The organism is Streptomyces sp. B3I8, assembly GCF_030816915.1.
Taxonomy (GTDB): domain Bacteria; phylum Actinomycetota; class Actinomycetes; order Streptomycetales; family Streptomycetaceae; genus Streptomyces.
This window is the reverse complement of the sequence record NZ_JAUSYN010000002.1, coordinates 123,778-144,394: the sequence shown is the minus strand read 5'-3', so window position 1 is coordinate 144,394 and position 20,617 is coordinate 123,778. Positions and strand designations below refer to the sequence as shown.

The window sequence follows — 20,617 nt, the reverse complement described above, 5'->3', positions numbered from 1 at the left end:
GCCCTGCGCGCGTCCGTGCGCCGGAGGTCAGCCCGGCACGTCGATGTGCCGGGCCAGGGCGGTGACGTGCAGGTCGCCGTTGTCGACCCACTCGGGGAAGGCCAGCGTCCGGTGCGTGGTGGCCGCGGGCGGGGTGATCTCCAGATAGGACGCGTGCACGGCGTCGGAGGTCCCGGCGTTGACGTGGGTCCAGGCGACGACCGCCTCCGCCGCCTCGCCGTCCTTCAGGCGGAGGGTCCTGGTGCCGGGGTCGCCGGCGTACCAGGTGTCGCCCCGGTGGGTGTGGGTCGGGAGCACGCGATGCGCCGCGTCCTCCAGGCCCAGCCCGGGGAAGCCGCGCAGCGCGCACGTGGTGCCGCTGAGGTTGCGGAACGTCAGGACGACCCCCTCGTGGTTCATGCCGCCGGTCAGGTTCCGGCCGAGGGTGGTCTTCAGGGCGGCGGCGGAGCAGGTCGGCGTGGACGCCGTGCCGCTCGCGGAGCCGGTGTCCGCCGCCCGCGCGGGGGCCGCGCCGGCGAGGCCGAGCCCGGCGACGGCGGCCACGGCGAGGGCCACGCGGCCGAAACGGCGGTCGGCGCGGCGCACGGCGGTCGGACGGGCGGCAGGGGGCTGTCCGGTGGCGGTGAGGGTGGTCCGGTGTTCGGTCACAGCGATCGCTCTCCACTCGGGTGTGTGCGTGTGTGCGGGGCGACGGAGGGGTCGGGTGCCCGTCCACGCGCCGGGCACGTGTCGTACACGAGATTCGATGGGGGAGCGGGCCGGGAAGTTCACCGGGAACCGGTATGACTTTCCGTGTGTGCCGACGCCCGGGTGTCAGCCGGTGGCCCTCCGTGCGAGGCGTCCCCGGTCAGCCGGTGGGCCATCGGTGCGTGGTGATGCCGGTCAGGATGAGGTCGATGCCGGTGAGGAACTCGGCCCGGTCGTCGTGCTCGCGCAACTGGCCGGCGACAGCGCGGGTGAACGCGTACCGGTCGGCGTCGAGGGCCGCCCAGTCGTCCGCGACGGAGCCCAGGTACGCGGTCCTGTCCGTGGTGGCGGGCTGCGGCATCCGGGCGTTGGCGGCGTTCTGGCCCGCCACGCCGAGGATGTAGTTCCACAGCGCGGAGACCGCGGAGAACCAGGCGCCCCGCGGCACCCCCAGCGCCCGGACCTGGCGGCCGAGTTGTTCGAATACCGGCAGCATCGGTGACTGCGACGGTGTGCCCACGAGCTGCGTGCCCACCCAGGGGTGGTCGTCGATCGCGTCGAAGAGGCCGAGCGCGAGGGCGCGGACCGTCTCGTGCGGCGTCGCGTCGGGGTCGTCGCCGACGGCGGCGGTCGTGAGGACGGCGTCCGTGGCGGCGGCGAGGAGCTCGGACCTGCCCGCGACGTGCCAGTAGATCGCCCCGGGTCCCGTCGCGAGGCGCTCGGCGAGCGCGCGGAACGTCAGCCCGCCCTCGCCCACGGTGTCCAGGAGTTCCACGGCGGCCGCGACGATGCGCTCCCGGGAGAGCGGCTCCCGACGGCGCTCCGGACCACGCGTTCTGCTTGCCATGCCGCTCATTCTAGACGGCACGGCCTGCGGCTGGAATGGCGTTCCAGCTTGACATGGCCTGGAACGCTGTTCCAGTGTGGGGGTCGTGGAACGTCGTTCCAGACGCTCCCCGGCCGTCTTTCGGGCACCGCCCCGACGGCCGCACGCACGTACCAGTGAGGTGGCACCATGACCACTCCCGTCACGATCATCGGCGCCGGGCTCGGCGGGCTGACGCTCGCCCGGGTTCTGCACGTCCACGGCATTCCGGTCACCGTCCACGAGGCGGAGGCCTCGCCCACCGCCCGCGCCCAGGGCGGCATGCTCGACATCCACGACCACAACGGGCAGCTCGCCCTCAAGGACGCCGGTCTCTTCGACGCGTTCCTCGGCCTCGTCCACCAGGGCGGCGAGGCACTGCGCGTGCTCGACAAGCACGGCAACCTCGTGTTCGAGCGGCCCGACGACGGCCACGGCAGGCGCCCCGAGGTGCTGCGCGGCGAGCTGCGGCAGCTCCTGCTGGACTCCCTGCCCGCCGGCACCGTGCGCTGGGGACACAAGGTCACCGCCGCCCGCTCCCTCGGCGACGGCCGCCACGAGGTCGCCTTCGCCGACGGCACGGCGGTCACCACCGGTCTCCTGGTCGGCGCGGACGGCGCCTGGTCACGCGTCCGCCCCCTGCTGTCCGGGGCGCAACCCGAGTACGCCGGCGCGGTGTTCGTCGAGACCTACCTGTTCGACAGCGACGAGCGCCACCCCGCGAGCGCCGCGGCCGTCGGCGGCGGCTCCATGTTCGCGCTCGCCCCCGGCAAGGGGATCACCGCCCACCGCGAACCGGGCGGGGTGCTGCACACCTACGTCCAGCTCCTCAAGGGACGGGAGTGGATCGACGGCATCGACTTCACCGACGCCGCCGCGGCCACGGCCCGGATCGCCGAGGAGTTCGAGGGCTGGGCGCCCGCGCTCACCGCGCTGCTCACCGACGCGGAGACCGCGCCCGTGCCGCGCGTCCTGCACACGCTGCCGAACGAACACCGCTGGGAGCGGCGCCCCGGGGTCACCGTCCTCGGCGACGCCGCCCACCTCATGCCGCCCTCCGGGGAGGGCGCCAACGCCGCCATGTTCGACGGCGCGGAACTCGGCAAGGCCCTCGCCGCCCACCCCGACGACACCGAGAACGCCCTCGCCGCCTACGAGGCCGCCCTGGTCCCGCGCAGCGCCGCGCACGCCGCCGAGGCCGCCGCACTCCTCCCTCTGATGCTCGGCGACGACGCCCCGCACGGCCTCGTCGGCATGTTCACCGCCGCCCAGCCGGCCGCCGGCCCGTCCCGCGGCTGAGCACCGGGCCCGGCCGCCCGCCCGTCCCGCGCCGAGCCCCGTCGCCGCCCTCACACCTCCGGCGTGCCCTCGGGCGCGGGCAGCAGCCGCAACTGCAGCATCGCGGCGAAACGCTGGTCGGGGTCGGTCAGGTCGAGCCCGGCGACCTCGGCGAGGCGGCGCAGCCGGTAGCGGAAGGTGTTGGGATGGACGTGGGCCCGCTCCGCCGCCGCCGGCACGTCGCCGAACGCGTCCAGCCAGCACCGCAGGGTGTGGACCAGACGGGAACTGTGCCGCGCGTCGTGGTCGAGGAGGCGGGCGATCGCCGCCGTCGGGCGGTCGCCGCGGGCCGCCGCGAGGTCGGACAGCTCCAGCAGGAGGGCGTCGATGTGGACGTCCTCCGAGGTGGCGACCCGGCGGCCCCGGCCCGCCGTGAGCAGGACCCGCAGGGCCCGGTCCGCGTCCTCGCGCGAACGCCGTACCCCGGCCCCGTCCTCGGCGGGCGGACCGATGCCGATCGCCGCCGCCCGGGTACCGCGCCCGGTGCGTTCCAGGAACGCCGAGGCCAGGCGCAGCGCCCGCGCCACGCCCTCCGGCCGGCCGCCCGGCAGCGGAACGATCCCGTAGGCGACGTCCCCGAGCAACGCGACCGCCGAACGCGGCTGCACCGTGCTCAGATGCGTCGCCAGCGCGTCGGTGAGCCGTTGCCGGCCGGCCGTCCGGCTGACGTCCTCCTCCGGAGTCGTCACCCCGGGCGGATCGGCCACACCCATCGCCAGCACGACCAGCGGCCGGCCGAGCAGGCCGAGGCGGGCGAGCGCCTCCGGGGCCGCCGTGCCGCCCTCCAGCACCGTGCTCACCAGGTCCGCCCGCAGCCGCCGCTCGACGTCGGCGCCCGCCCGCAGCCGCAGCATGTGCAGCGCCACCACCTTGGCGGCGTCCACGAGCGACTGCGCGCGCTCCGCGCCGAGGGGACCCGGGACCGCCGCCCAGACCGAACCCAGGATCTCGTCGCCCGCGCGGACCGCGACGGCCACCCGCGGCATGCCCATCTCGAAGTCCTGCGACCGCGGATCGACGTAGACGGGGCCCCGCTCGCGGTACAGCCGCTCGAACACGCCGTTGGCCTCCAGACGGCGGGTGAAGTGCTCGGGCACCTGCCGGCCCAGGATCGTCCGCGCCCGGGGCTGGTCGGCCTCGTCCTGCCGCCCGGAGAAGGCGAGCACGCGCGAGGCCCGGTCCTCGATGGTCACCGGGGCGTCCAGCAGCGCGGCCACCGCGTTGGCCACGGCGAACAGGTCCCCGGCCGGTCTTCCGTCGAGGGTCTGCGGCGAGGCGTCACCGAGGTCCTCCTCGGCCAGCACGGACCGGAGCATCGCGGCGAGCTGCGCCCAGGAGGCACCGGCGGCCAGCCCCAGCAGGGCGACGCCCGACGCCTCGGCGGCACGCACCACCTCGGGCGTGGCCTCCACCGGCTGTCGGACGACGAGCGCGGTCGCGTCCCGGCCGCCGTACGCGCGCAGCAGCCGGACGAGATCGTCCGGCGCGCGCACGCCGACGCACAGCACCACGGCATGGGCGACGCCGGTGCCCAACGGGTCCGGGGCCGTGGCGTCCGGCCCCTGTCCGGGCGCGGTGTCCAGCGGATCGTGGATGACCACGTGGTCCAGCCGGGCGCCCCGGCGCCGTACCCCCGCGACCGGCTCCAGCAGGACGCCCCCGAGGTCGTCGAGCACCCGGCTCAGTCGCGTACGCGGTCTTCCGATCACCGGCGCCACCACCTCGGCCTCGTAGGCACACCCGGCTCCGTTCGTACCGGGGGAGGAAATCTAACAGCCGTTCCGTCGCCCGCCACGGCCTCACGCCCCCAGCCGTTCCGTCCCCGTCGTCACCTCCGCCAGCGCCTCCGGGACCGGGACCACGCCGAGGCCGGGACCGGACGGCACCGGCAGGTGCCCGGCGTCCAGGACGAACGGCTCGGTGATGTCCGTGCGGTAGTAGCGGTCGGAGGCCGAGGTGTCGCCGGGCAGGGTGAACCCGGGCAGCGCGGCCAGCGCGACGTTCGCCGCCCTGCCGAGCCCCGTCTCCAGCATGCCGCCGCACCACACCGGCACCCCGTGCGCCGCGCACACGTCGTGCACGCGCCGGGCCTCCAGATAACCGCCGACCCGCCCGGGCTTGATGTTCACGATGCCGCAGGCGCCCAGCGCGATCGCGTCGGCGGCCGAACGGGCCGACACGATCGACTCGTCGAGACAGATCGGCGTGGTCAGGTGCCGGGCCAGCTCGGCGTGGCCGCGGACGTCCTCCTCGTCCAGCGGCTGCTCGATCAGCAGCAGGTCGAACGGGTCCAGTCGGCGCAGCCGGGGGATGTCGGCGAGCGTGTACGCGGTGTTGGCGTCGACCTGGAGGAGCACGTCGTCACCGAAGCGTTCGCGCACGGCACGGACCGGTTCCACGTCCCAGCCGGGTTCGATCTTCAGCTTGATCCGCGAGTACCCCTGGGCGAGGTAGTCGCCGACGGCGTCCAGGAGTTGGGGCACCGAGTCCATGATGCCGACCGAGACCCCGCACGGCACCGCGTCCCTCGTGGCGCCGAGCGCGGTGGCGAACGAGGCGCCACGGGAGCGCAGTTCGGCGTCGAGCACGGCCATCTCCAGCGCCGCCTTCGCCATCCGGTGCCCCTTGAACGGGGCCAGCAGCGGCGCCACCCGGTGCGCGCTCACCTCGCCGGCCCGCAGCAGGGCGGGCACCAGGTGCTCGCGCAGGACGTGCGCGGCACCGTCGACGTACTCCGACGAGTACAGCGGGTCGGCCATCGCCACGCACTCGCCCCACCCCTCGCCGTCCGGCGTCTCCACCCGCACCAGCAGCAGTTCGCGCACGTGCTGCGTGCCGAACGAGGTCCGGAACGGCGTCCGCAACGGCATCCGTACCCGCAGGAGTTCCACACCGTCGAGCTTCACGAGTCCCGCTTCCTCTCCACGACGTACCACCCGGCCCGGTCGAACCCGGTGACTTCCGCGCCCTCGGCCATCAGGCCGCCCAGCACCTCCCGCACCGCCGGCCGCCACGCCCGGCCGAGCTCGGGGTCGGTCCGCCGGAGTTCCTCGATGTCGGGCGGCACCGCCACCAGGAGCACCGGCCCGTCGTCCGCGCCGGTCACCGGCCGGCCGCCCGCGCCGGCCGACAGCGCGGGCACGGCGCCCCCCGCCCGCAGCGCCGCCGCGTCCACGGGCGCCCGGCTGCCCGGCCCCGCCGCACCGGTGAGGTCCCAGTCCACCAGGAGCCGGTCGGTGGCGCCCGCGCCGTTGATGCCGTCGTGCAGCGGACCGTAGAAGTCGGGCACGTACCGGACCGGACGGGCGCCCAGCTTCGCCAGGTTGAAGTGGGCGTTGCGGCACACCAGCGGATCGAACGTCCAGGAGATGGTGTCCGCGCCCCGGCGCAGTGCCCAGGCGCGCTGGTGCAGCTTGAGCGCGAGGCCCAGGCCGCGCCCCAGTCCGGCGGGGAGGACGCCGGTGATGTGACTGTGCAGGGAGCCGTGCGCGGGGGCGCCGAAGAACCCGAAGCAGGCGCCGAGGAGTTCGCCGCCGTCACCGTCGAACGCGCCGGACACGTAGTTCCCCGCCACGGTCATCGCCCGCAGCAACTCCGACGGCACGGGGCCGTTGCCGGGTTCCGACCGCCAGACCGACCGAAGGAGCCGCGAGACGGCGGCCAGGTCGGCGACCTCCGCCAGCTCGCGGACGGTCACCTTCGCGTCCCGGGCGGCCTCGGCGGCGGCGTGTTCGGCCTCTGCGAGGGTGCGCAGGGTTTCTGCGGCGGTGCGTTCGGCCTCGGCCGGCACCGAAGGCGACGGCCCGGACGCGGCGCCCGGCGTGCGCGGCCCGTGCCCGGTCATCGCGGCACCTCTTCCGCCGGACCCTGACGGCGCTCCAGCACCGCCTCGATCAGCGCGGTCAACAGCGCGGTGCGGCCCGGCAGTTCCGCGACGAGGACGTGCTCGTCGTCGGCGTGCGCGCCGCCGCCCACCGCGCCGAGGCCGTCCAGTGTGGGAACGCCCAGTCCGGCGGTGAAGTTGCCGTCCGAGGCGCCGCCGACCGCCGCCGCGGCGAGCGGTCCGAGACCCAGTCCCCGCGCGAGGGAGTCCGCGAGGGCGAACAGGGCGCCGGACGCGGCCGCCTCCAGCGGCGGCCGGTTCACCCCGCCCGTGACCCGCACGACCGCACCGGGCAGCACCGGACGCAGGGCGCGCAGCCCCTCGTCCACGCGTTCCTGCTCCGCCAGGTCCCAGGCCCGCACGTCGAGCGCCACGACGGCGGCGGCCGGCACGGTGTTCACGGTCGTGCCGGCCGACAGGACCGTCGGCACCACGGTCGTCCCGCGCGCCGGGTGGGCCAGCCCGGTCACGGCGAGGATCTGGTGCGCGAGTTCCACCCCCGCGTTCACGCCCTTCTCCGGTTCGAGCCCGGAGTGCGCGGCCCGGCCCACGACCTCGATCCGGTACTGCGAGACCCCCTTGCGGCGGCACTTCAGCGCGCCCCCGTCCGCCGAGGCCTCCAGTACGAACACGGCCTGGCAGCCGCGCGCCTCCTTCTCGATCAGCGTCCGGGACCGGGGCGAGCCGATCTCCTCGTCCCCGGTGACCAGGATCGTCACCCCGGCCCGCTCGGGGAGGGCCGCGGCGGCGTGCAGCGCCATCACCAGGCCCGCCTTCATGTCGAAGCAGCCGGGACCGCGCAGCACCCCGTCGCGCACGCCGTACGGGTGGGTGCGCAGCGAACCGTGCGGCCAGACCGTGTCGTGGTGCGCGAGCAGCAGCACCCGGGCCGGACCCGTGCCGGACCGCCAGCGCAGATGAGTGCACCCGTCGGTCACCAGGTACTCCGGGTCGGCACCCAGCAGACGCCGGCCGATCGCGGCCACCTCGGCCGCGCTGCGCGCGAGCGCCTCGTGGTCGGTCGACGGCGACTCGCAGGTCACCAGGGTCTCGATGTCGGCGAGCAGCGCGCCGAGGTCCGGCGCGCCCATCGTGCCGGGGTCCGGTGTCGTCTTCGCGCCGGGGTCCGGCGTCGTCATCGTGCCTCCCCGCGCAGTGGCCGTCCGGGGAACGCGTCGGTGCGCAGGGCGCCCTCCGTGACCACCGGCACCCCGGCCACGTACAGGTGCCGCACGCCCACGGAGGGCCGGGTGGGGTCGGCGTACGTCGCCGCGTCGGTGACCGTCCCCGGGTCGAGCACCACCAGGTCGGCGTCGGCCCCGACCGAGAGCCGGCCCTTGGCACGGGCGGCCGGGGCGACCTCGTCGAGGACCCGCGCCGGCAGGTAGGAACAGCGCCGGAACGCCTCCGTCCAGCTCCACGCGCCGGACTCCCGCACCATCAGGCGCAGGGTCTTGGCGAAGGTCCCGGCGGTGCGCGGGTGTGTCGCCCCGCCGGGCGGCAGCGGCCACTCGGCGCTGTCGTGCCGGCCGTCCGGCCAGTGCACCGGCATCGCGTCGCTGGCGACGACCGCGTCCGGGAAGGCCAGTGCGCGCCGCAGCAGTGCCCGGTCGCCGGTGGCGCCCTCGTCGAGGAACTCCAGCAGACAGGGGGCACCGGGGTCCCGCTCGCGCAGCAGGCGCAACCGTGACTCGTCGGCGATCCGCTCACCCGTCTCCACCATGACGACGCTCCTCGGACCGAGGCCCTTCGCGCGCAGCCGCTCCGGATCGATGAACGCCGCACCGATCGCCGTGCTGCCCGCCCCGTACGGATACGCCTCCACCGTCACCCGTGATCCCGCCCGCCGCGACTCCTCCAGTGTTCCGAGGACCCGGTCGACGTGCCGACCGGAGGTGCTGTTCACATGGCAGTGGTGCATCGCCGCACCGGTCTCGGCCGCCGCCCGCGCCACCTCCGCGGACCCGTCCACGGGCGTGGCCGGGTCCACCTCGGTCAGCTCGCGGACGTGCGTGAACGTCGGCGCCCCCGCCCGCGCCGCCAGCCGGGCCACGGCGAGGTACTCCGCGGGGTCGCTCGCCGGCGCGTACCCCATCAGGACGCCGATGCCGAGCGCGCCGTCGGCCAGCTCGTCCTCCAGCAGGGACAGCCAGGCGGCCAGCTCGCGCGGGGTGGAGGTGCGCTGCCAGCGAGGGTCGCCCAGCACGGCCATGGCCGACTCGAACCGGGCGTCCGGCGTGCGCCCGGTCAGCACCCGCGCCCGCGCGCCGCCCCAGGAGGCGGAGAAGCCGTAGTGCAGCGGGCGCCCCTCGGCGGCCGCGTCCGCATAGGCACGGGCGACCGGCATCAGCCCGGCCTCCAGATCGAGCGCCGTGGTCACCCCGTCCAGCGCCTGCAGACGCTGCCCGGCGACCGAGTGCACATGACTGTGCAGATCGACGAAACCGGGTCCGACGACCAGCCCGCCGGCCTCGACGACCACCGCATCCGGCGGTGCCTCGATGCCGGGCCCGACGGCGGCGATCCTGCCGCCGTCGACGAGCACGTCGGCCGGCCCGTCGAACCCCGTGTCCGGGTCGACGCACCGGCCACCCCGCACCAACGTCTGCATGGCCGCCTCCTGACGAACGTCCGCCACGGGTCCCGACCCTAGGAGCGCCCCCACCGCCTTGGGTTCGTACGCACGAACGAACCGACGTACGCATGTCCGTCGTCCCGTACGAAGCGGAGCCGCCCGGCGGCGGTACGGCAGGGGCGGGGCCCCGCTCAGCGCGACCGTGGCGACGGCGCAATGCGCGCCCTCACCTGGGTGGGGGTCTCCCCGTACTGCCTCTTGAAGGCGCGGGTGAAGTGGCTGCCGTCCGTGAAGTGCCAGCGGGCGGCGGCCTCCGTGACGCTGGGCGCGTTACCGGGAGCGAGCAGCTCCTGCCGCGCGCACTCCAGCCTCCGGCGCCTGATGTACGCGGCCACCGGCTCCCCGGTGCCGGCAAACGCGCGGTGCAGCGTACGCAGCGAGACGTTGAGCCGGCGTGCGAGCGAGGAGGGGGTCAGGCCGGGGTCGGTCAGGTGCTCGTCGGCGAGGAGCATCGCGGCGCGGGCGAGCGCGGGGGACAGCCGGGGCTCGGTGTCGTCGAACTCCTGCCGTAACGCCCCTCTGGCGAGTTCGACCAGTGCGTCGCGCGAGGCGAGCACACCGGGCCGGCCCAGCTCGTGCGCCGTCTCGCGGACCATGCGGGCGTGGGCCGTCAGCACCCGCATCGCGGCGGAGCCGCTGGAGCCGAGCAGCCGACGGGCGCCGAGGGAGCCGCCGAGGACCGAGGTGGGCAGGATCAGTACCGTCGCCCGGGACCCGGGCGCCACGTCGAACAGTGCGGGCGCGCCGTTGCGGCGGGCGAGGAAGGACCCGGCCGTGACGGTGGCGCTCCCGCCGTCCCCGCCGAGTCCGACGAAGCGCCAGGAACCGTGCGTCATCAGGTGCACGAGCACCCGGTCGCCGAGTTCGTGCGATCCCGAGGGACGGCCGAGGAAACGAGCGAAGCGCACGTCCGCGACCACCGCGTCATGGACCTTGGCCGCCCGCACACCGATCCGGAAGGCGCCGGACGCGCCGGTGTCGAACGACGGCAACGGCAGCGCCTCGCCCGTCTGCGCCTCCCACTCCCGCCGGAAGACGTCGAAGCCGCGGGCGCCCGGTGCGGCCCCGGTGACGTCCGCGGCGAACGTCGTCCCCGGCCCGTACGTATCCGGAGCCGGCCTCGCGCCCGTGCCCGAAGCCGTGCCCGGACCCGCCTTTGAACTCGCGCCCGTGTGCGGACCCGCGCTCGCGCCCGCTCCCTCTCCCGCGCCCGCCCGCGCCCCCGGTGTCGCTCCCGCTCCAGGCCGCCGTGCCGTCATCGCCGTCCCACCCTCGTATCGCGTCCCCGACGCGGAAGTCCCGGCCGACTGGCACGCAGATGCATGCGCCTTCGCCCCGGCCGCGTCGACACTACAGACCTCTTGTCCGTCACCACCGAAGCCGACGAGGTTGCGTTCCATGACCGAGACCCCCACGCACCGGGCCGCCGACGGCCCCGCCCCCGACCCGGCGGCGGACGTCGCGCAGTTGCTGAACATGCTCACCGGCGGCGCGGTGGTCCAGATCCTGCACGCCACCGTCAGGCTCGACATCGTCGACCACCTCGCCGCCGAACCGCTCACGGCCAAGGAAGTGGCCGGGCGGGAGGGCAGTCACGAAGGGGCCACCTACCGGCTGATGCGCGCGGCCGCCTCGCTGGGGGTGCTCAGCTACGAGGGCGAGGGCCGCTTCGGCCTCACCGGACGCGGACAGTTGCTGCGCGCCGGGGTGCCGGGCTCCCTGCGCTCCCTGCTGCTGATCCAGGCCGGGCCCTCCCACTGGGGCCCCTGGGGGCTGTTCCCCGAGGCGGTGCGCGAGGGCGCCAGCCAGGCGAAGAAGGTGCTGGGCGCGGACATCTTCGACTACTACGGACAGCCGGAGAACGCCGAGTCGGCCCGGGTCTTCGCCGACGCCATGAGCGACATGTCCGCCCTGGTGACCCACGGTGTGGCGGCCGAGGCCGACGTCAAGGGGGCCACCACCGCGGTCGACGTCGGCGGCGCCGACGGACACCTCGTCATGACGCTGATGGAGGCCGATCCCGCGCTCCGCGGCAAGGTGCTCGACCTGCCGCACGCCGTCGACGGCGCGGTGAAGGAGGCCGAACGGCGGGGCCTGTCCGAGCGGTTCACCGGCGTGGCCGGCGACTTCTTCACCGAGGTGCCGGCCGGGGACCTCCACCTGCTCAAGACCGTGCTGCACGACTGGGACGACGAGCGCTGTACGCGCATCCTGGCCAACTGCCGCGCCGCGTCCCGCGAGGGCGGTCGTGCGCTGGTGGTCGAGACCCTCGTCGGCGAACTCGGCGAGCCCGACTTCGCGGCGATCTCGGACATGGCCATGCTCTGCGTCACCGGCGGTGTCGAGCGCGACCTCGACGAGTTCGACGCCCTCTTCGCCGCCACCGGGTGGCGGCGCGGCCGTACGTACCCCGTCGGCGGTGGCTACTCCTGCATGGAGCTCGAGGCGGTCTGACCGCTGTGCGGCACGCCCGCGGCGGTCATGAGGTGCCGGGTGCGGGCACGCAGCAACCGGTGGGTGCGGTCGTGGTGGTTGCGCGGATGCCACGCCATGCCGATCTCCAGGGTCGGCAGCTCCAGCGGGATCGGGAAGGCGCACAGTCCCAGGGCCTCGAGCATCCGCCGCCCCAGCCCGGCCGGGGCGACGCAGACGACGTCGGTCTCGCGGGCCATGAACAGCGCGCTCGCGAACGTGGGCACCACCGCGACCACGCGCCGGCTCAGACCCAGGCTCGCGAGGCGGTCGTCGATCGGCCCGTGGGTCCGGCCGCGCCGGGACACCGCGATGTGGTCGGCGGCGGCGAACCGCCGCGCGGTCACGGTCTTCGCGGCCGCCAGCGGATGCTCCGGCCGCACCGCGCCGATCAGCGTCTCGGTGAGGAGGGGCGCGGAGCGGATCTCGGGGTCGCCGGCGCGGATGATCCCGATCTCCAGGTCCACCAGACCCTCCCGCAGAGCGGGGGTGTCCTCGATGTTCTCCGGCCGCAGCCGCAGCGAGATGCCGGGCGCCTGCACCCGCAGATCGTCGATGAGCGACGGCAGGAATGTCGTGGACAGCATGTCGGTGACCTGGAGGTCGAACATGCGGACGGCGGTGCGGGGATCGGCGACGGCCGAGGGCGCGAAGAGCGCCCGCGCCCGCGCGGCGACCGCGTGCACCTCACCGCGCAGCTCCAACGCCCGTGGCGTGGGCACGAGTTCACGCCCCGCGCGCACCAGGAGCGGATCTGCGAAGGCGCGCCGCAACCGGGCCAGCGCACGGCTGACGGCCGGCGGCGAGGTGTGCAGACGTTCCGCGGCCCTCGTCACGCTGTTCTCGGCGAGCAGCGCGTCCAGCACCTCGATGAGATTCAGATCCACGTGATCCATGCGCCGATTGTCGCGGCCGGGTTGCCGTGGCCGCAATGACCTCCCGGCGGAATTGCGTACACGATAATCGGCGGTCGAGGGCGCCTGCCTCGCGGTACGCCCCTGCTGCGCCGATACCCGTACGGTATCGAGACTGCGCGACGGGACTTGGACAGCGGGCCCGCCCGGGCGGTGGGATCGGGGGCACGGCCGGGAACGACGTTCCGCCGCGCACTGCCGCAAGAGCTCCCGTCGTCCGCGACGGAGCACCCCTCCTCCACCACAGGGACGCGCTCGTGAAAACCGCTCACTGGATCATCGCCGGGCTGCTCGCCCTGTTCTACCTCTACGGCGGAGGCGTGAAGGTGATCCGCAGCCGGGAACGGCTCCGGCCGATGATGGAGTGGGTGGACACCACCCCGATGCCCGTGGTGCGGGCCATCGGCGTTCTGGAAGTGCTCGGCGCGATGGGACTGGTCCTCCCGCCGCTGACCGGTGTCGCCCCCTGGCTGGCCGTGGCCGCCGCCGTCGGACTCGTGCTCCTGCAGATCGGGGCGAGTAGGGTCCATCTGCGCCGCGGCGACCGGCAGATCGCCCTCAACCTGGCGCTCCTGCTCACCGCGGCCGTCACCGCGTGGACGGCGACGGCCTGGACATGACCGTGCGGACGGCGACCGCGGCCACGGCGCGGACATGACCGTCCGGACCGTGACCGTGACCGCGGCGTGGTCGTGACCGCACCGGCCCTCCTGCCGGGGCGCGCGCGGGAGAGGTCACCGTCCCGCGCGCCGCCTCAGCCGCCTCACAGGAAGCGCCAGAGGTGGTCGGCGGTCCCGTTGTCGTCGAACTGGACCACCTGCGCGCTGTCGGCGGTCGACATGCCGTCCACGCCGAGCACCTTGCCGCTGTTGCGGTTGCGCAGCCGGTACCAGCCGTCGCCGTTGTCGACCGACGTCCAGAGGTGGTCGGCGGTGCCGTTGTCCTCGTACTGGACGACGATCGCGCTGTTGGCCGTGGACATGCCGTCGACCCCCAGTACCTTGCCGCTCTGGCCGTTGCGGATCAGATACCAGCCCTCGCCCCGGTCCACGAGCTGCCAGGCGTGGTCGCCGGTGCCGGTGTTGTCGTACTGCACGACGCGTGCGCTGTTCTCCGTGGACATGCCGTCCACGGCGAGGACCTTTCCGCTGTTCCTGTTCTCTATCCGGCGGAACGGCGGTTCCGGCGTCCACGCCCGCCCGTCGGGCGCGGCCGTGGGGAAGGACGTCACGCGCAATCGGGCCGCGCCCATCGGTACGAGGGTGACGGTCTCCTCCGGCGCGGTACTGCGCGCGGTGCCGTCCTGAAGCGGGGCGACGACGTGCTCGTCGTCGGCGACCCATTCCTCGATCCGCCGCGCCCGCGCGGTCAGCAGCAGCGGAACGGTGTCCTGGGTGAAGGGCTGTTCGGGGACGGGGCCGCCGCTGCGCGCGAGGGTGAGCGGTGTGTCCGGGACGAGGCCGTAGTTCCAGGCGGTGGTGGCGTGCACCTCGTAGGAGGGGAAGGTGCCGGTGCCGCCGTAGCGGTCGTAGCGTTCGCCGATCCGCAGGGAGTACGTCAGCGGGCCGCGTTCGACGCTCACCGCCCCGTGCTGCCCGGGCCACTGCCGCAGCCGGGCCTGCTGGGGCAGCCGCAGCCGGACCACGTCGCCGTCGTGCCAGGTACGGGTGACGACGGCCCAGCCCGGTCCGTCCGGGGCCGCGACGGGCTTTCCGCCGACGCTCAGTTCGGGCTTCCGGCACCAGCCGGGCACCCGCAGCCGCAACGGGAAGCGCACCGGGCGGGGGGTGGCGACGGTGAGGGTGACGGTGTCCGTGAAGGGGTAGCCGGTCTCCTCGGTGACCGTCACCGTCGTGCCGCCGGCCACCTGGGCGCGGACCGTGTTCGGCGCGTACATCGCCGCGGCCAGCCCCTGGTCGGGGGTGGCGAGCCACAGCTCCTCGGTGAAGTACGGCCAGCCCATGCCGTAGTTGTGCGGGCAGCACCGGTACTGGTCCACGCCGGCCTGGAAGGCCTGCATGGCGAAGCCGTTCTGGAACTGCCCCTGCGTCTTGGGCCGGTTGTCGAGGTCGATGCTGTTGGCGGCGGTGACGTAGTGGATGGACGCGCCCCGCGGGTCGAGGGAGGCCGGGAGCATGTTGAAAGCGAGGTCCTCGCAGCGGTCCGCCCACACCGGGTCGCCGGTGAGCCGGGTGAGCAGCTCGTGGCTGGCCATGAACTCCACGATGCCGCAGGTCTCGAAGCCCTGCCGGGGGTCGCCGAAGCCGGGCCGGTAGTTCTCGTCGCCGGCCAGTCCGCCGCCGGGGAACTGCCCGTAGGCGGTCATGACGGTGTCGTAGGCCCGGTAGGTCGCCCGGGTCAGGTCCGCGGAGCCGGTGAGCCGGCCGTACTGGGCGGGTTCACGGAAGCCCTGGGCGATGTTGACGTTGTGCCGGGTCGGTGTGGCGCCCGTCCAGTCGACGCCCTGGGAGTGCATTTTCGCCGCCAGGTCGAGCAGGAAGGACTCGCCGGTGCGGTCGTACAGCCACACGGCGACGTCGAGCCCGTCGCCCCAGCGGTAGGAGACCCAGCTCGAATTGAAGGCGCCGGGGCCCTGCGCGTTCATGAACCGCAGGAACCGGGTGAGGAAGGGGACGACACGCGTGTCCCCGCTGTACTCCTCGTGCGTGCGCAGGGCCTGCAACAGCGGGAGGAAGGGCCAGAAGTCCGGCCCTCCGTTCAGTGAGGTGCGCAGTGCTCGGGGCCCGAAGAAGCCGTCGTCCTGCTGGGTGGCCAGGATCGCGTCGATCCACTGGCGGGAGCGGGACAGCGCGTGCTCGTCGCCGGTGGCGATGGCCAGCGGGAGGTAGCCGCGCAACCAGTACGGCACCTCCTCCCACGCGTCGCGCTCCGGGTGCACCCAGCCGCTGGAGGCGAAGTCGAGGAAGTGGGAGGCCTCCTCGTACCGGCCGCACAGACCGTCCAGTTGGAGCTTGAGCTGCCCGGCGAGCCAGCCGCGGGCGGTCACGCTGCCGGGTGGCAGCCGACGGAAGGCGTCGGGGGTCCGCGCTCCCGTCCCTCGGCGGCCGGCCGGGGTGGTGGGGGCAGCCCCGGTCGCCGGGGCCGCGACGGCCGGGACCGCGAGCGGCCCGCCGAGCGCTGCCGCGCCGAGCGTCGCGGCGCCGGCACCGAGGAGTGTGCGTCTGCTGACGGACATGCGGTGACCTGCCTTCTCACGGATACGGGAGCGGGCGTGGGCGTGCTTGTGACACGTGGGGTTCAGATCCCGACCTCGTTGTCGCGTCGGTGGGGCCGGGGAGAGCGACGTCTTTACAACGTGGGAATAGCCGCAGGTATGACACCACGGCCGGGAGGGGCTGTCCACCGTGCGCGCAGTGAATGGGGTGCGGAGCGCTCCGCGGCAGGTGCGGATACGCGGCCGACGGCGGCGAGGCGGGTAGGACGGGCGCGGCGGCAGGTGGAGCATTACCCCACCACACGGTCACGAGGAGTGTGCGGTACACCCCTCAACCGCAGCATGACAGCGCCCTACTGTCGCGGCATCACTCAGCCCGTGATCCGTGCCCGTGCGACACAGAGAAGAGGTCGGCGTGAGCAGTACATCGGCAAGAGGTGCGAGGGCCCGCCGGTTCGCCGTGCTGGCGAGCATGGTCCTGTCGGCCGGCGTGACCCAGGTGCTCGGGGCCGAGGCCGCGACACCCCCGGCCGCGCCGGGCGGCTCGACGACGGCGCCCCGGTGCGCCGCCCTGGACGGGACGACGATCCCGGCGTCGGTCATGAGCCTGCCGACGACCGGGGGCCGCGTCACGTCGGCCTCGGTCGTGACCGGTGTCGTCAGCGGCACGACGGTCGAGTACTGCCAGGTCGAGGCCCACCTGTTCCCCGTCGATCCGTCCGCGCCCGACATCACGATGCGCGTCGCCCTGCCTCAGGACTGGAACCACAAGGCGCTGATGTTCGGGGGCGGCGGCTACAACGGCACTGTCCCGGATCTGACCGGGAACGTGCCGTTCGGCCCCACGGACGCGCCGGCGCCGCTGGCCCGCGGATACGCCACCTTCGCCAGTGACTCCGGCCACCGGCAGAGTCCGACCGCCCCACCCTCCCTGGACGGCTCGTTCGGTGCCAACGACGAGGCGCTGCGCAACTTCTCCGCCGGTGACGCCCTCAAGAAGACACGCGACGCGAGCCTGTTCCTCCTCCGCCGGGCCTACCGGGCCGAGCCCGCGCACACCTTCTTCGCAGGCGGCTCGACCGGCGGCCGCGAGGCCCTCGTCGTCGCCCAGCGCTGGCCGCGGGCGTTCGACGGCGTCATCTCCGGCTACCCCGCCTGGAACAACCTCGCGGAGGCCCTGGACCTCGGGTATCTGACCCAGATCCTGTCCCGCCCCGGCGCCTTTCCCGGGGTCGAGAAGCAGACGCTCCTGTACGACAGCGTCCGCCACACGTGCGACGGCCTGGACGGTGCCGAGGACGGCGTCGTCTCCGACCCGGACGGCTGCCACTTCGACCCCGTCACACTGCGCTGCCCGCGCGGCGCCGACACCGGCCCCACGTGTCTGTCGGACCCGCAGATCAAGGCCGTGAACGCCATGTCCTCCCCCTTCAGGTGGGGTTACCGGGTCGCCAGCGGCGAGAGCCAGTACCCCGGCTTCCCGTTCCTCTCCGGGGCGGACATGAGGACGCCGTTCCTCGGCTTCGGCACCACCGCCCCGGCCGACCCCATGCCGGTGACCAGCGGTTACGGCATGCAGTACTGGGACCAGTGGGTGAAGTACTTCCTCACCCGCGACCCGCACCACAACTCCCTCGACATCGACCCCCGGCACCCCGGGAAATGGCTCGACCGCATCAGCCGGCTGTCCACGATCCAGGACCGGAACAACGCCGATCTGCGTCCCTTCGCCCGCGCCGGCGGCAAGCTGCTCCTGCTGCACGGCGCCGCGGACGAGCTGGTCTCGCCCCGCTCGACGAACGACTACTACGAGCGGGTACGCGCCACGGTGGGGGCCCGGCCGACCCACGACTTCCTGCGGTACTACGTCGTACCCGGCGCCAACCACGCGAACTTCGGCACGCCGGCGTTCGCCGCGAGCTGGGACTCGCTCACCGCGCTCGAACAGTGGGTCGAGCAGGGGCGTGCGCCGAGGAACCCGGTCGTGTCCGACGCGGCCCACCACCGCACCCGTCCCCTGTGCGAGTACCCCGAGTGGCCCCGGCACCGCGCGGGCGACCAGGACAGCGCCGCGAGCTTCGTCTGCACACGCTGACGGAGCCCGGGCCGACCGCCGCGGAACCGGCGGCGGCCGGCCCAAACCGGCGGCGGCCGGTGCGGAACCGGGAACCGGTTCACATCGACGACCGCCGCCTCTCCAGCCGCTCCATGACGCGGTCACGGAGGAGCTCGTACTCCTCGCGCAGCCTGCGCAGTTCGGTCGTGGGCGGGCGGGGTATCGCGGTGCCCTCGGTGACCTTCTCCTCCGGGCCGAACTGCTCACGGGTGAGGTCTATCTCGACGCCCGTACCCAGCCGGTTCCACCAGTGGTAGTCCACGCGTTCCCCGTCGACGAGGACCTCGCCGCGGAGCAGCTCACCGCCCAGCAGGTCATGGAGCACCAGGGCGGTCACCGGGCACTGGTCCCGGGCCGGATTGTCCACCGTCCACTGTGCCCGGTACTCGGGCGTGGCCGTGTCGGCGCCCCAACCGGCGCGGACGGCGGCTTCGATGTCGGTGAGAAGCAGAGGTGTCATGTCGCCGATACTGGCGCACGCCACTGACAACGGGCCCGGAAGCACCGCTCCCCGAGGTGCCGTTGCCCGACCCGACCCGACCCGACCCGATGCCCCGATGTGCCGTTACCCGCGGCGCGAGGGTTCCTCGGGGGCCGGAGCCGGTTCCGGGAGCGGCGTCGCCGGGAGCGTGGCCGGTTCCTGGCCGGCACCGGCCGAGGTGACCACCTCCGAGGGACTGCCCCGGTCCACCAGCCCGCCGGCCACCGCCAGGGCGAGGCCCGCCGCCGCGAGTACCGCGCCCACCAGCGCGGGTGAGGTCCAGCCCCAGCCCGCCGAGATCGCCAGTCCGCCGAGCCAGGCACCGCCGGCGTTCGCCAGATTGAAGGCCGAGTGGTTGGAGGCCGCCGCCATCGTCGGCGCGTTCTTCGCCTTGGCCATCAGCAGCATCTGGACGGGCGTGGTGACCAGGGCCCCCAGCGCACCGATGAGGACGAGCGTCACCAGGGCCGGCACGGTGGAGTGGACCGTGAAGTAGAAGGCCAGCAACGCGAGGGCGAGCGAGGACAGTCCCGCGTACAGCGTCGGCCGCAGGGCACGGTCGGTGAGCGGACCCGCGACCAGCGTGCCGACGGTCATGCCGACGCCGTAGAGCGAGAGGACGAGCGTCGTCGAGGAGTCGGAGATGCCCGTCACATGCGTCAGGATGGGCACGAGATAGCTGTAGACGGCGAAGAACCCGCCGAAGCCGACGATCGCCGTCAGCACGCCGATCCCCACATGCCTGTTGCTCATCGCGCGCAGCTCGTGACGGATCCCCGACTGCCGCCCGCGCGGCTGGTGCGGCACGAAGACGGCCAGCATGAAGAGGGCGAGGACCCCGAGGACGCCGACCGCGATGTACGCCGACCGCCAGCCCAGGTGCTGCCCGAGCGCGGTGCCCGCCGGCACACCGATGATGTTGGCCACGGTGAGCCCGAGGAACATCCGGGACACCGCGCGCCCCGCCCGGTCCGGCGGGACCAGCCGCGAGGCCACGACCGCGCCGACGCCGAACAGCGCGCCGTGCGGCAGCCCCGCCAGGAACCGCGCGGCGAACAGCAGGGAGAAGGACGGCGCGAAGGCGGAGGCCACGTTGCCGACGACGAACATCCCCGACAGGAGCAGCAGCAGCCGCTTGTGGGGGATGCGCGCGCCGATCCCCGTCAGTACGGGCGCCCCGACGACGACGCCGAGCGCGTAGGCCGAGACGAGATTCCCCGCGTGCGGTACGGACACGCCGACCCCGTCGGCGATCTGGGGCAGCAGGCCCATCGTGGCGAACTCGGTCGTGCCGATGCCGAAAGCGACGACAGCCAGGGCCAGCAGAGCCAGTGGCATGGGGAGGTGGAACCTTTCGTGAGCGACGGCCGCGGGGCCGGCGGCGCGGGCGTGGGACACAATCGTCCGGCTCGCGCCGAGCACCGTCGCTCGGCGGCCCCCTGAGACGGGGGCGAGCCCCCGACGGTGCAGCCACGGCAACGGCCCGCCTATTCCGGCCACAAAGCGCACTCCGTGTGAAACGTGTCACCACGTGCCGTGTGCACCGGGCGGACGGGCACCGGGAGCTGTCGCGCGGACCTCATCCCCCGCACGATCCCTCACATCGGACGTGCGGGTTCCAAGGGCATCCGAGCAGTACGGGCGGACGCCTCCCGCGCCCGCGGGCTCAGGCCAGCGGCTCGTGGTTGGCCCAGATCGCCTTGTACGGATGGCGGGCCTGCCAGCGCCCGATGAACTCGCCGACGCCGGGCATGGCGAAACTGGCCTCGAGGGCGTCCAAGTCACTCACCCCCAGTTGCACGATCGCGTCGGCGACGGCCACCGGGGCGTGGTCGTCACCCGGGACGCGCAGGTGCGGCCGCACCACGCAGGTCTCGATCAGGCCGGAGGCCGCCACCAGCTCCTCGAACTCCTTCAGGTACTGCTCCAGTTCACTCGCGGGAATGGGACTGTCGAACGCGACGATCATCGTGTGGTGAATCATGACGCCAGTGAACAGGCATTTCCTCCACCCGTCCAAGATCCGTCCGACCCCGTTCGATGCCTCCTGG

Annotated in this window: 17 protein-coding genes; 4 read left to right on the top strand and 13 right to left on the bottom strand. The window is 73.9% G+C overall.

Annotated elements, in window-relative coordinates:
* Positions 1 to 27: 27 nt before the first annotated feature.
* Positions 28 to 648 carry a DUF4232 domain-containing protein gene (locus QFZ64_RS02840; RefSeq protein WP_307061956.1) on the bottom strand — a complete coding sequence of 207 codons (621 nt, stop codon included), beginning with the start codon at positions 646 to 648 and terminating at the stop codon, positions 28 to 30.
* Positions 649 to 847: 199 nt separating this feature from the next.
* On the bottom strand, positions 848 to 1,534 hold the full coding sequence (locus QFZ64_RS02835; protein WP_307061954.1) for a TetR/AcrR family transcriptional regulator: 687 nt from the start codon (positions 1,532 to 1,534) through the stop codon (positions 848 to 850).
* 168 nt (positions 1,535 to 1,702) lie between these two features.
* Between QFZ64_RS02835 and QFZ64_RS02830 the strand changes: the two genes are divergently transcribed.
* A complete protein-coding gene (locus QFZ64_RS02830) occupies positions 1,703 to 2,851 on the top strand; it encodes an NAD(P)/FAD-dependent oxidoreductase (RefSeq protein ID WP_307061952.1) in 1,149 nt (382 codons plus the stop codon).
* A 50-nt stretch (positions 2,852 to 2,901) separates the two neighbouring features.
* On the opposite strand, the gene QFZ64_RS02825 is transcribed toward QFZ64_RS02830, so the two are convergent.
* The 6 genes from QFZ64_RS02825 to QFZ64_RS02800 all read right to left on the bottom strand — a co-directional run bounded on the left by QFZ64_RS02825 (position 2,902) and on the right by QFZ64_RS02800 (position 10,667).
* Positions 2,902 to 4,599, bottom strand: coding sequence for a CdaR family transcriptional regulator (locus QFZ64_RS02825; protein ID WP_307061950.1), 1,698 nt, complete (start codon positions 4,597 to 4,599; stop codon positions 2,902 to 2,904).
* 90 nt (positions 4,600 to 4,689) lie between these two features.
* On the bottom strand, positions 4,690 to 5,796 hold the full coding sequence (menC, locus tag QFZ64_RS02820; protein ID WP_307061948.1) for an o-succinylbenzoate synthase: 1,107 nt from the start codon (positions 5,794 to 5,796) through the stop codon (positions 4,690 to 4,692).
* The gene (locus tag QFZ64_RS02815; protein ID WP_307061946.1) at positions 5,793 to 6,734 is read right to left on the bottom strand and encodes a GNAT family N-acetyltransferase; all 942 of its coding nucleotides are present in this window, start codon (positions 6,732 to 6,734) and stop codon (positions 5,793 to 5,795) included. Before QFZ64_RS02815 ends, menC begins: the two co-directional genes overlap by 4 nt.
* Entirely contained in the window at positions 6,731 to 7,864 is a 1,134-nt protein-coding gene (locus QFZ64_RS02810; protein WP_307071545.1) for a M20 family metallopeptidase, read from the bottom strand. The genes QFZ64_RS02815 and QFZ64_RS02810 overlap by 4 nt, the downstream gene beginning before the upstream one ends.
* Positions 7,865 to 7,908: 44 nt before the next feature.
* Positions 7,909 to 9,411 carry an amidohydrolase family protein gene (locus QFZ64_RS02805; RefSeq protein WP_307061944.1) on the bottom strand — a complete coding sequence of 501 codons (1,503 nt, stop codon included), beginning with the start codon at positions 9,409 to 9,411 and terminating at the stop codon, positions 7,909 to 7,911.
* 128 nt (positions 9,412 to 9,539) lie between these two features.
* A complete protein-coding gene (locus QFZ64_RS02800) occupies positions 9,540 to 10,667 on the bottom strand; it encodes a helix-turn-helix domain-containing protein (RefSeq protein WP_307061942.1) in 1,128 nt (375 codons plus the stop codon).
* A 139-nt stretch (positions 10,668 to 10,806) separates the two neighbouring features.
* Between QFZ64_RS02800 and QFZ64_RS02795 the strand changes: the two genes are divergently transcribed.
* A complete protein-coding gene (locus QFZ64_RS02795) occupies positions 10,807 to 11,862 on the top strand; it encodes a methyltransferase (protein WP_307061940.1) in 1,056 nt (351 codons plus the stop codon).
* On the opposite strand, the gene QFZ64_RS02790 is transcribed toward QFZ64_RS02795, so the two are convergent.
* Positions 11,832 to 12,776 carry a LysR family transcriptional regulator gene (locus QFZ64_RS02790; RefSeq protein WP_307061938.1) on the bottom strand — a complete coding sequence of 315 codons (945 nt, stop codon included), beginning with the start codon at positions 12,774 to 12,776 and terminating at the stop codon, positions 11,832 to 11,834. The two genes, QFZ64_RS02795 and QFZ64_RS02790, sit on opposite strands and share 31 nt — an antisense overlap.
* A gap of 275 nt (positions 12,777 to 13,051) precedes the next feature.
* On the opposite strand from QFZ64_RS02790, the gene QFZ64_RS02785 reads away from it, so the two are divergent.
* Positions 13,052 to 13,414, top strand: a complete 363-nt coding sequence (locus tag QFZ64_RS02785) for a DoxX family protein (RefSeq protein ID WP_307061936.1) — start codon at positions 13,052 to 13,054, stop codon at positions 13,412 to 13,414.
* A gap of 143 nt (positions 13,415 to 13,557) precedes the next feature.
* On the opposite strand, the gene QFZ64_RS02780 is transcribed toward QFZ64_RS02785, so the two are convergent.
* Positions 13,558 to 15,990: a beta-L-arabinofuranosidase domain-containing protein gene (locus QFZ64_RS02780; protein WP_307061934.1), complete on the bottom strand. Its 2,433-nt coding sequence runs from the start codon at positions 15,988 to 15,990 to the stop codon at positions 13,558 to 13,560.
* Positions 15,991 to 16,384: 394 nt separating this feature from the next.
* On the opposite strand from QFZ64_RS02780, the gene QFZ64_RS02775 reads away from it, so the two are divergent.
* Positions 16,385 to 18,064 (top strand): tannase/feruloyl esterase family alpha/beta hydrolase, encoded by a 1,680-nt coding sequence (locus QFZ64_RS02775; RefSeq protein WP_307061932.1) that lies wholly within the window; start codon positions 16,385 to 16,387, stop codon positions 18,062 to 18,064.
* A gap of 79 nt (positions 18,065 to 18,143) precedes the next feature.
* On the opposite strand, the gene QFZ64_RS02770 is transcribed toward QFZ64_RS02775, so the two are convergent.
* From QFZ64_RS02770 to QFZ64_RS02760, 3 genes are all read right to left on the bottom strand, one after another.
* The gene (locus tag QFZ64_RS02770) at positions 18,144 to 18,545 is read right to left on the bottom strand and encodes a hypothetical protein (protein ID WP_307061931.1); all 402 of its coding nucleotides are present in this window, start codon (positions 18,543 to 18,545) and stop codon (positions 18,144 to 18,146) included.
* 105 nt (positions 18,546 to 18,650) lie between these two features.
* Positions 18,651 to 19,904, bottom strand: a complete 1,254-nt coding sequence (locus QFZ64_RS02765) for an MFS transporter (RefSeq protein ID WP_307061929.1) — start codon at positions 19,902 to 19,904, stop codon at positions 18,651 to 18,653.
* Between the two features lie 328 nt (positions 19,905 to 20,232).
* Positions 20,233 to 20,550 carry a hypothetical protein gene (locus tag QFZ64_RS02760; RefSeq protein ID WP_307061927.1) on the bottom strand — a complete coding sequence of 106 codons (318 nt, stop codon included), beginning with the start codon at positions 20,548 to 20,550 and terminating at the stop codon, positions 20,233 to 20,235.
* Positions 20,551 to 20,617: the final 67 nt, after the last annotated feature.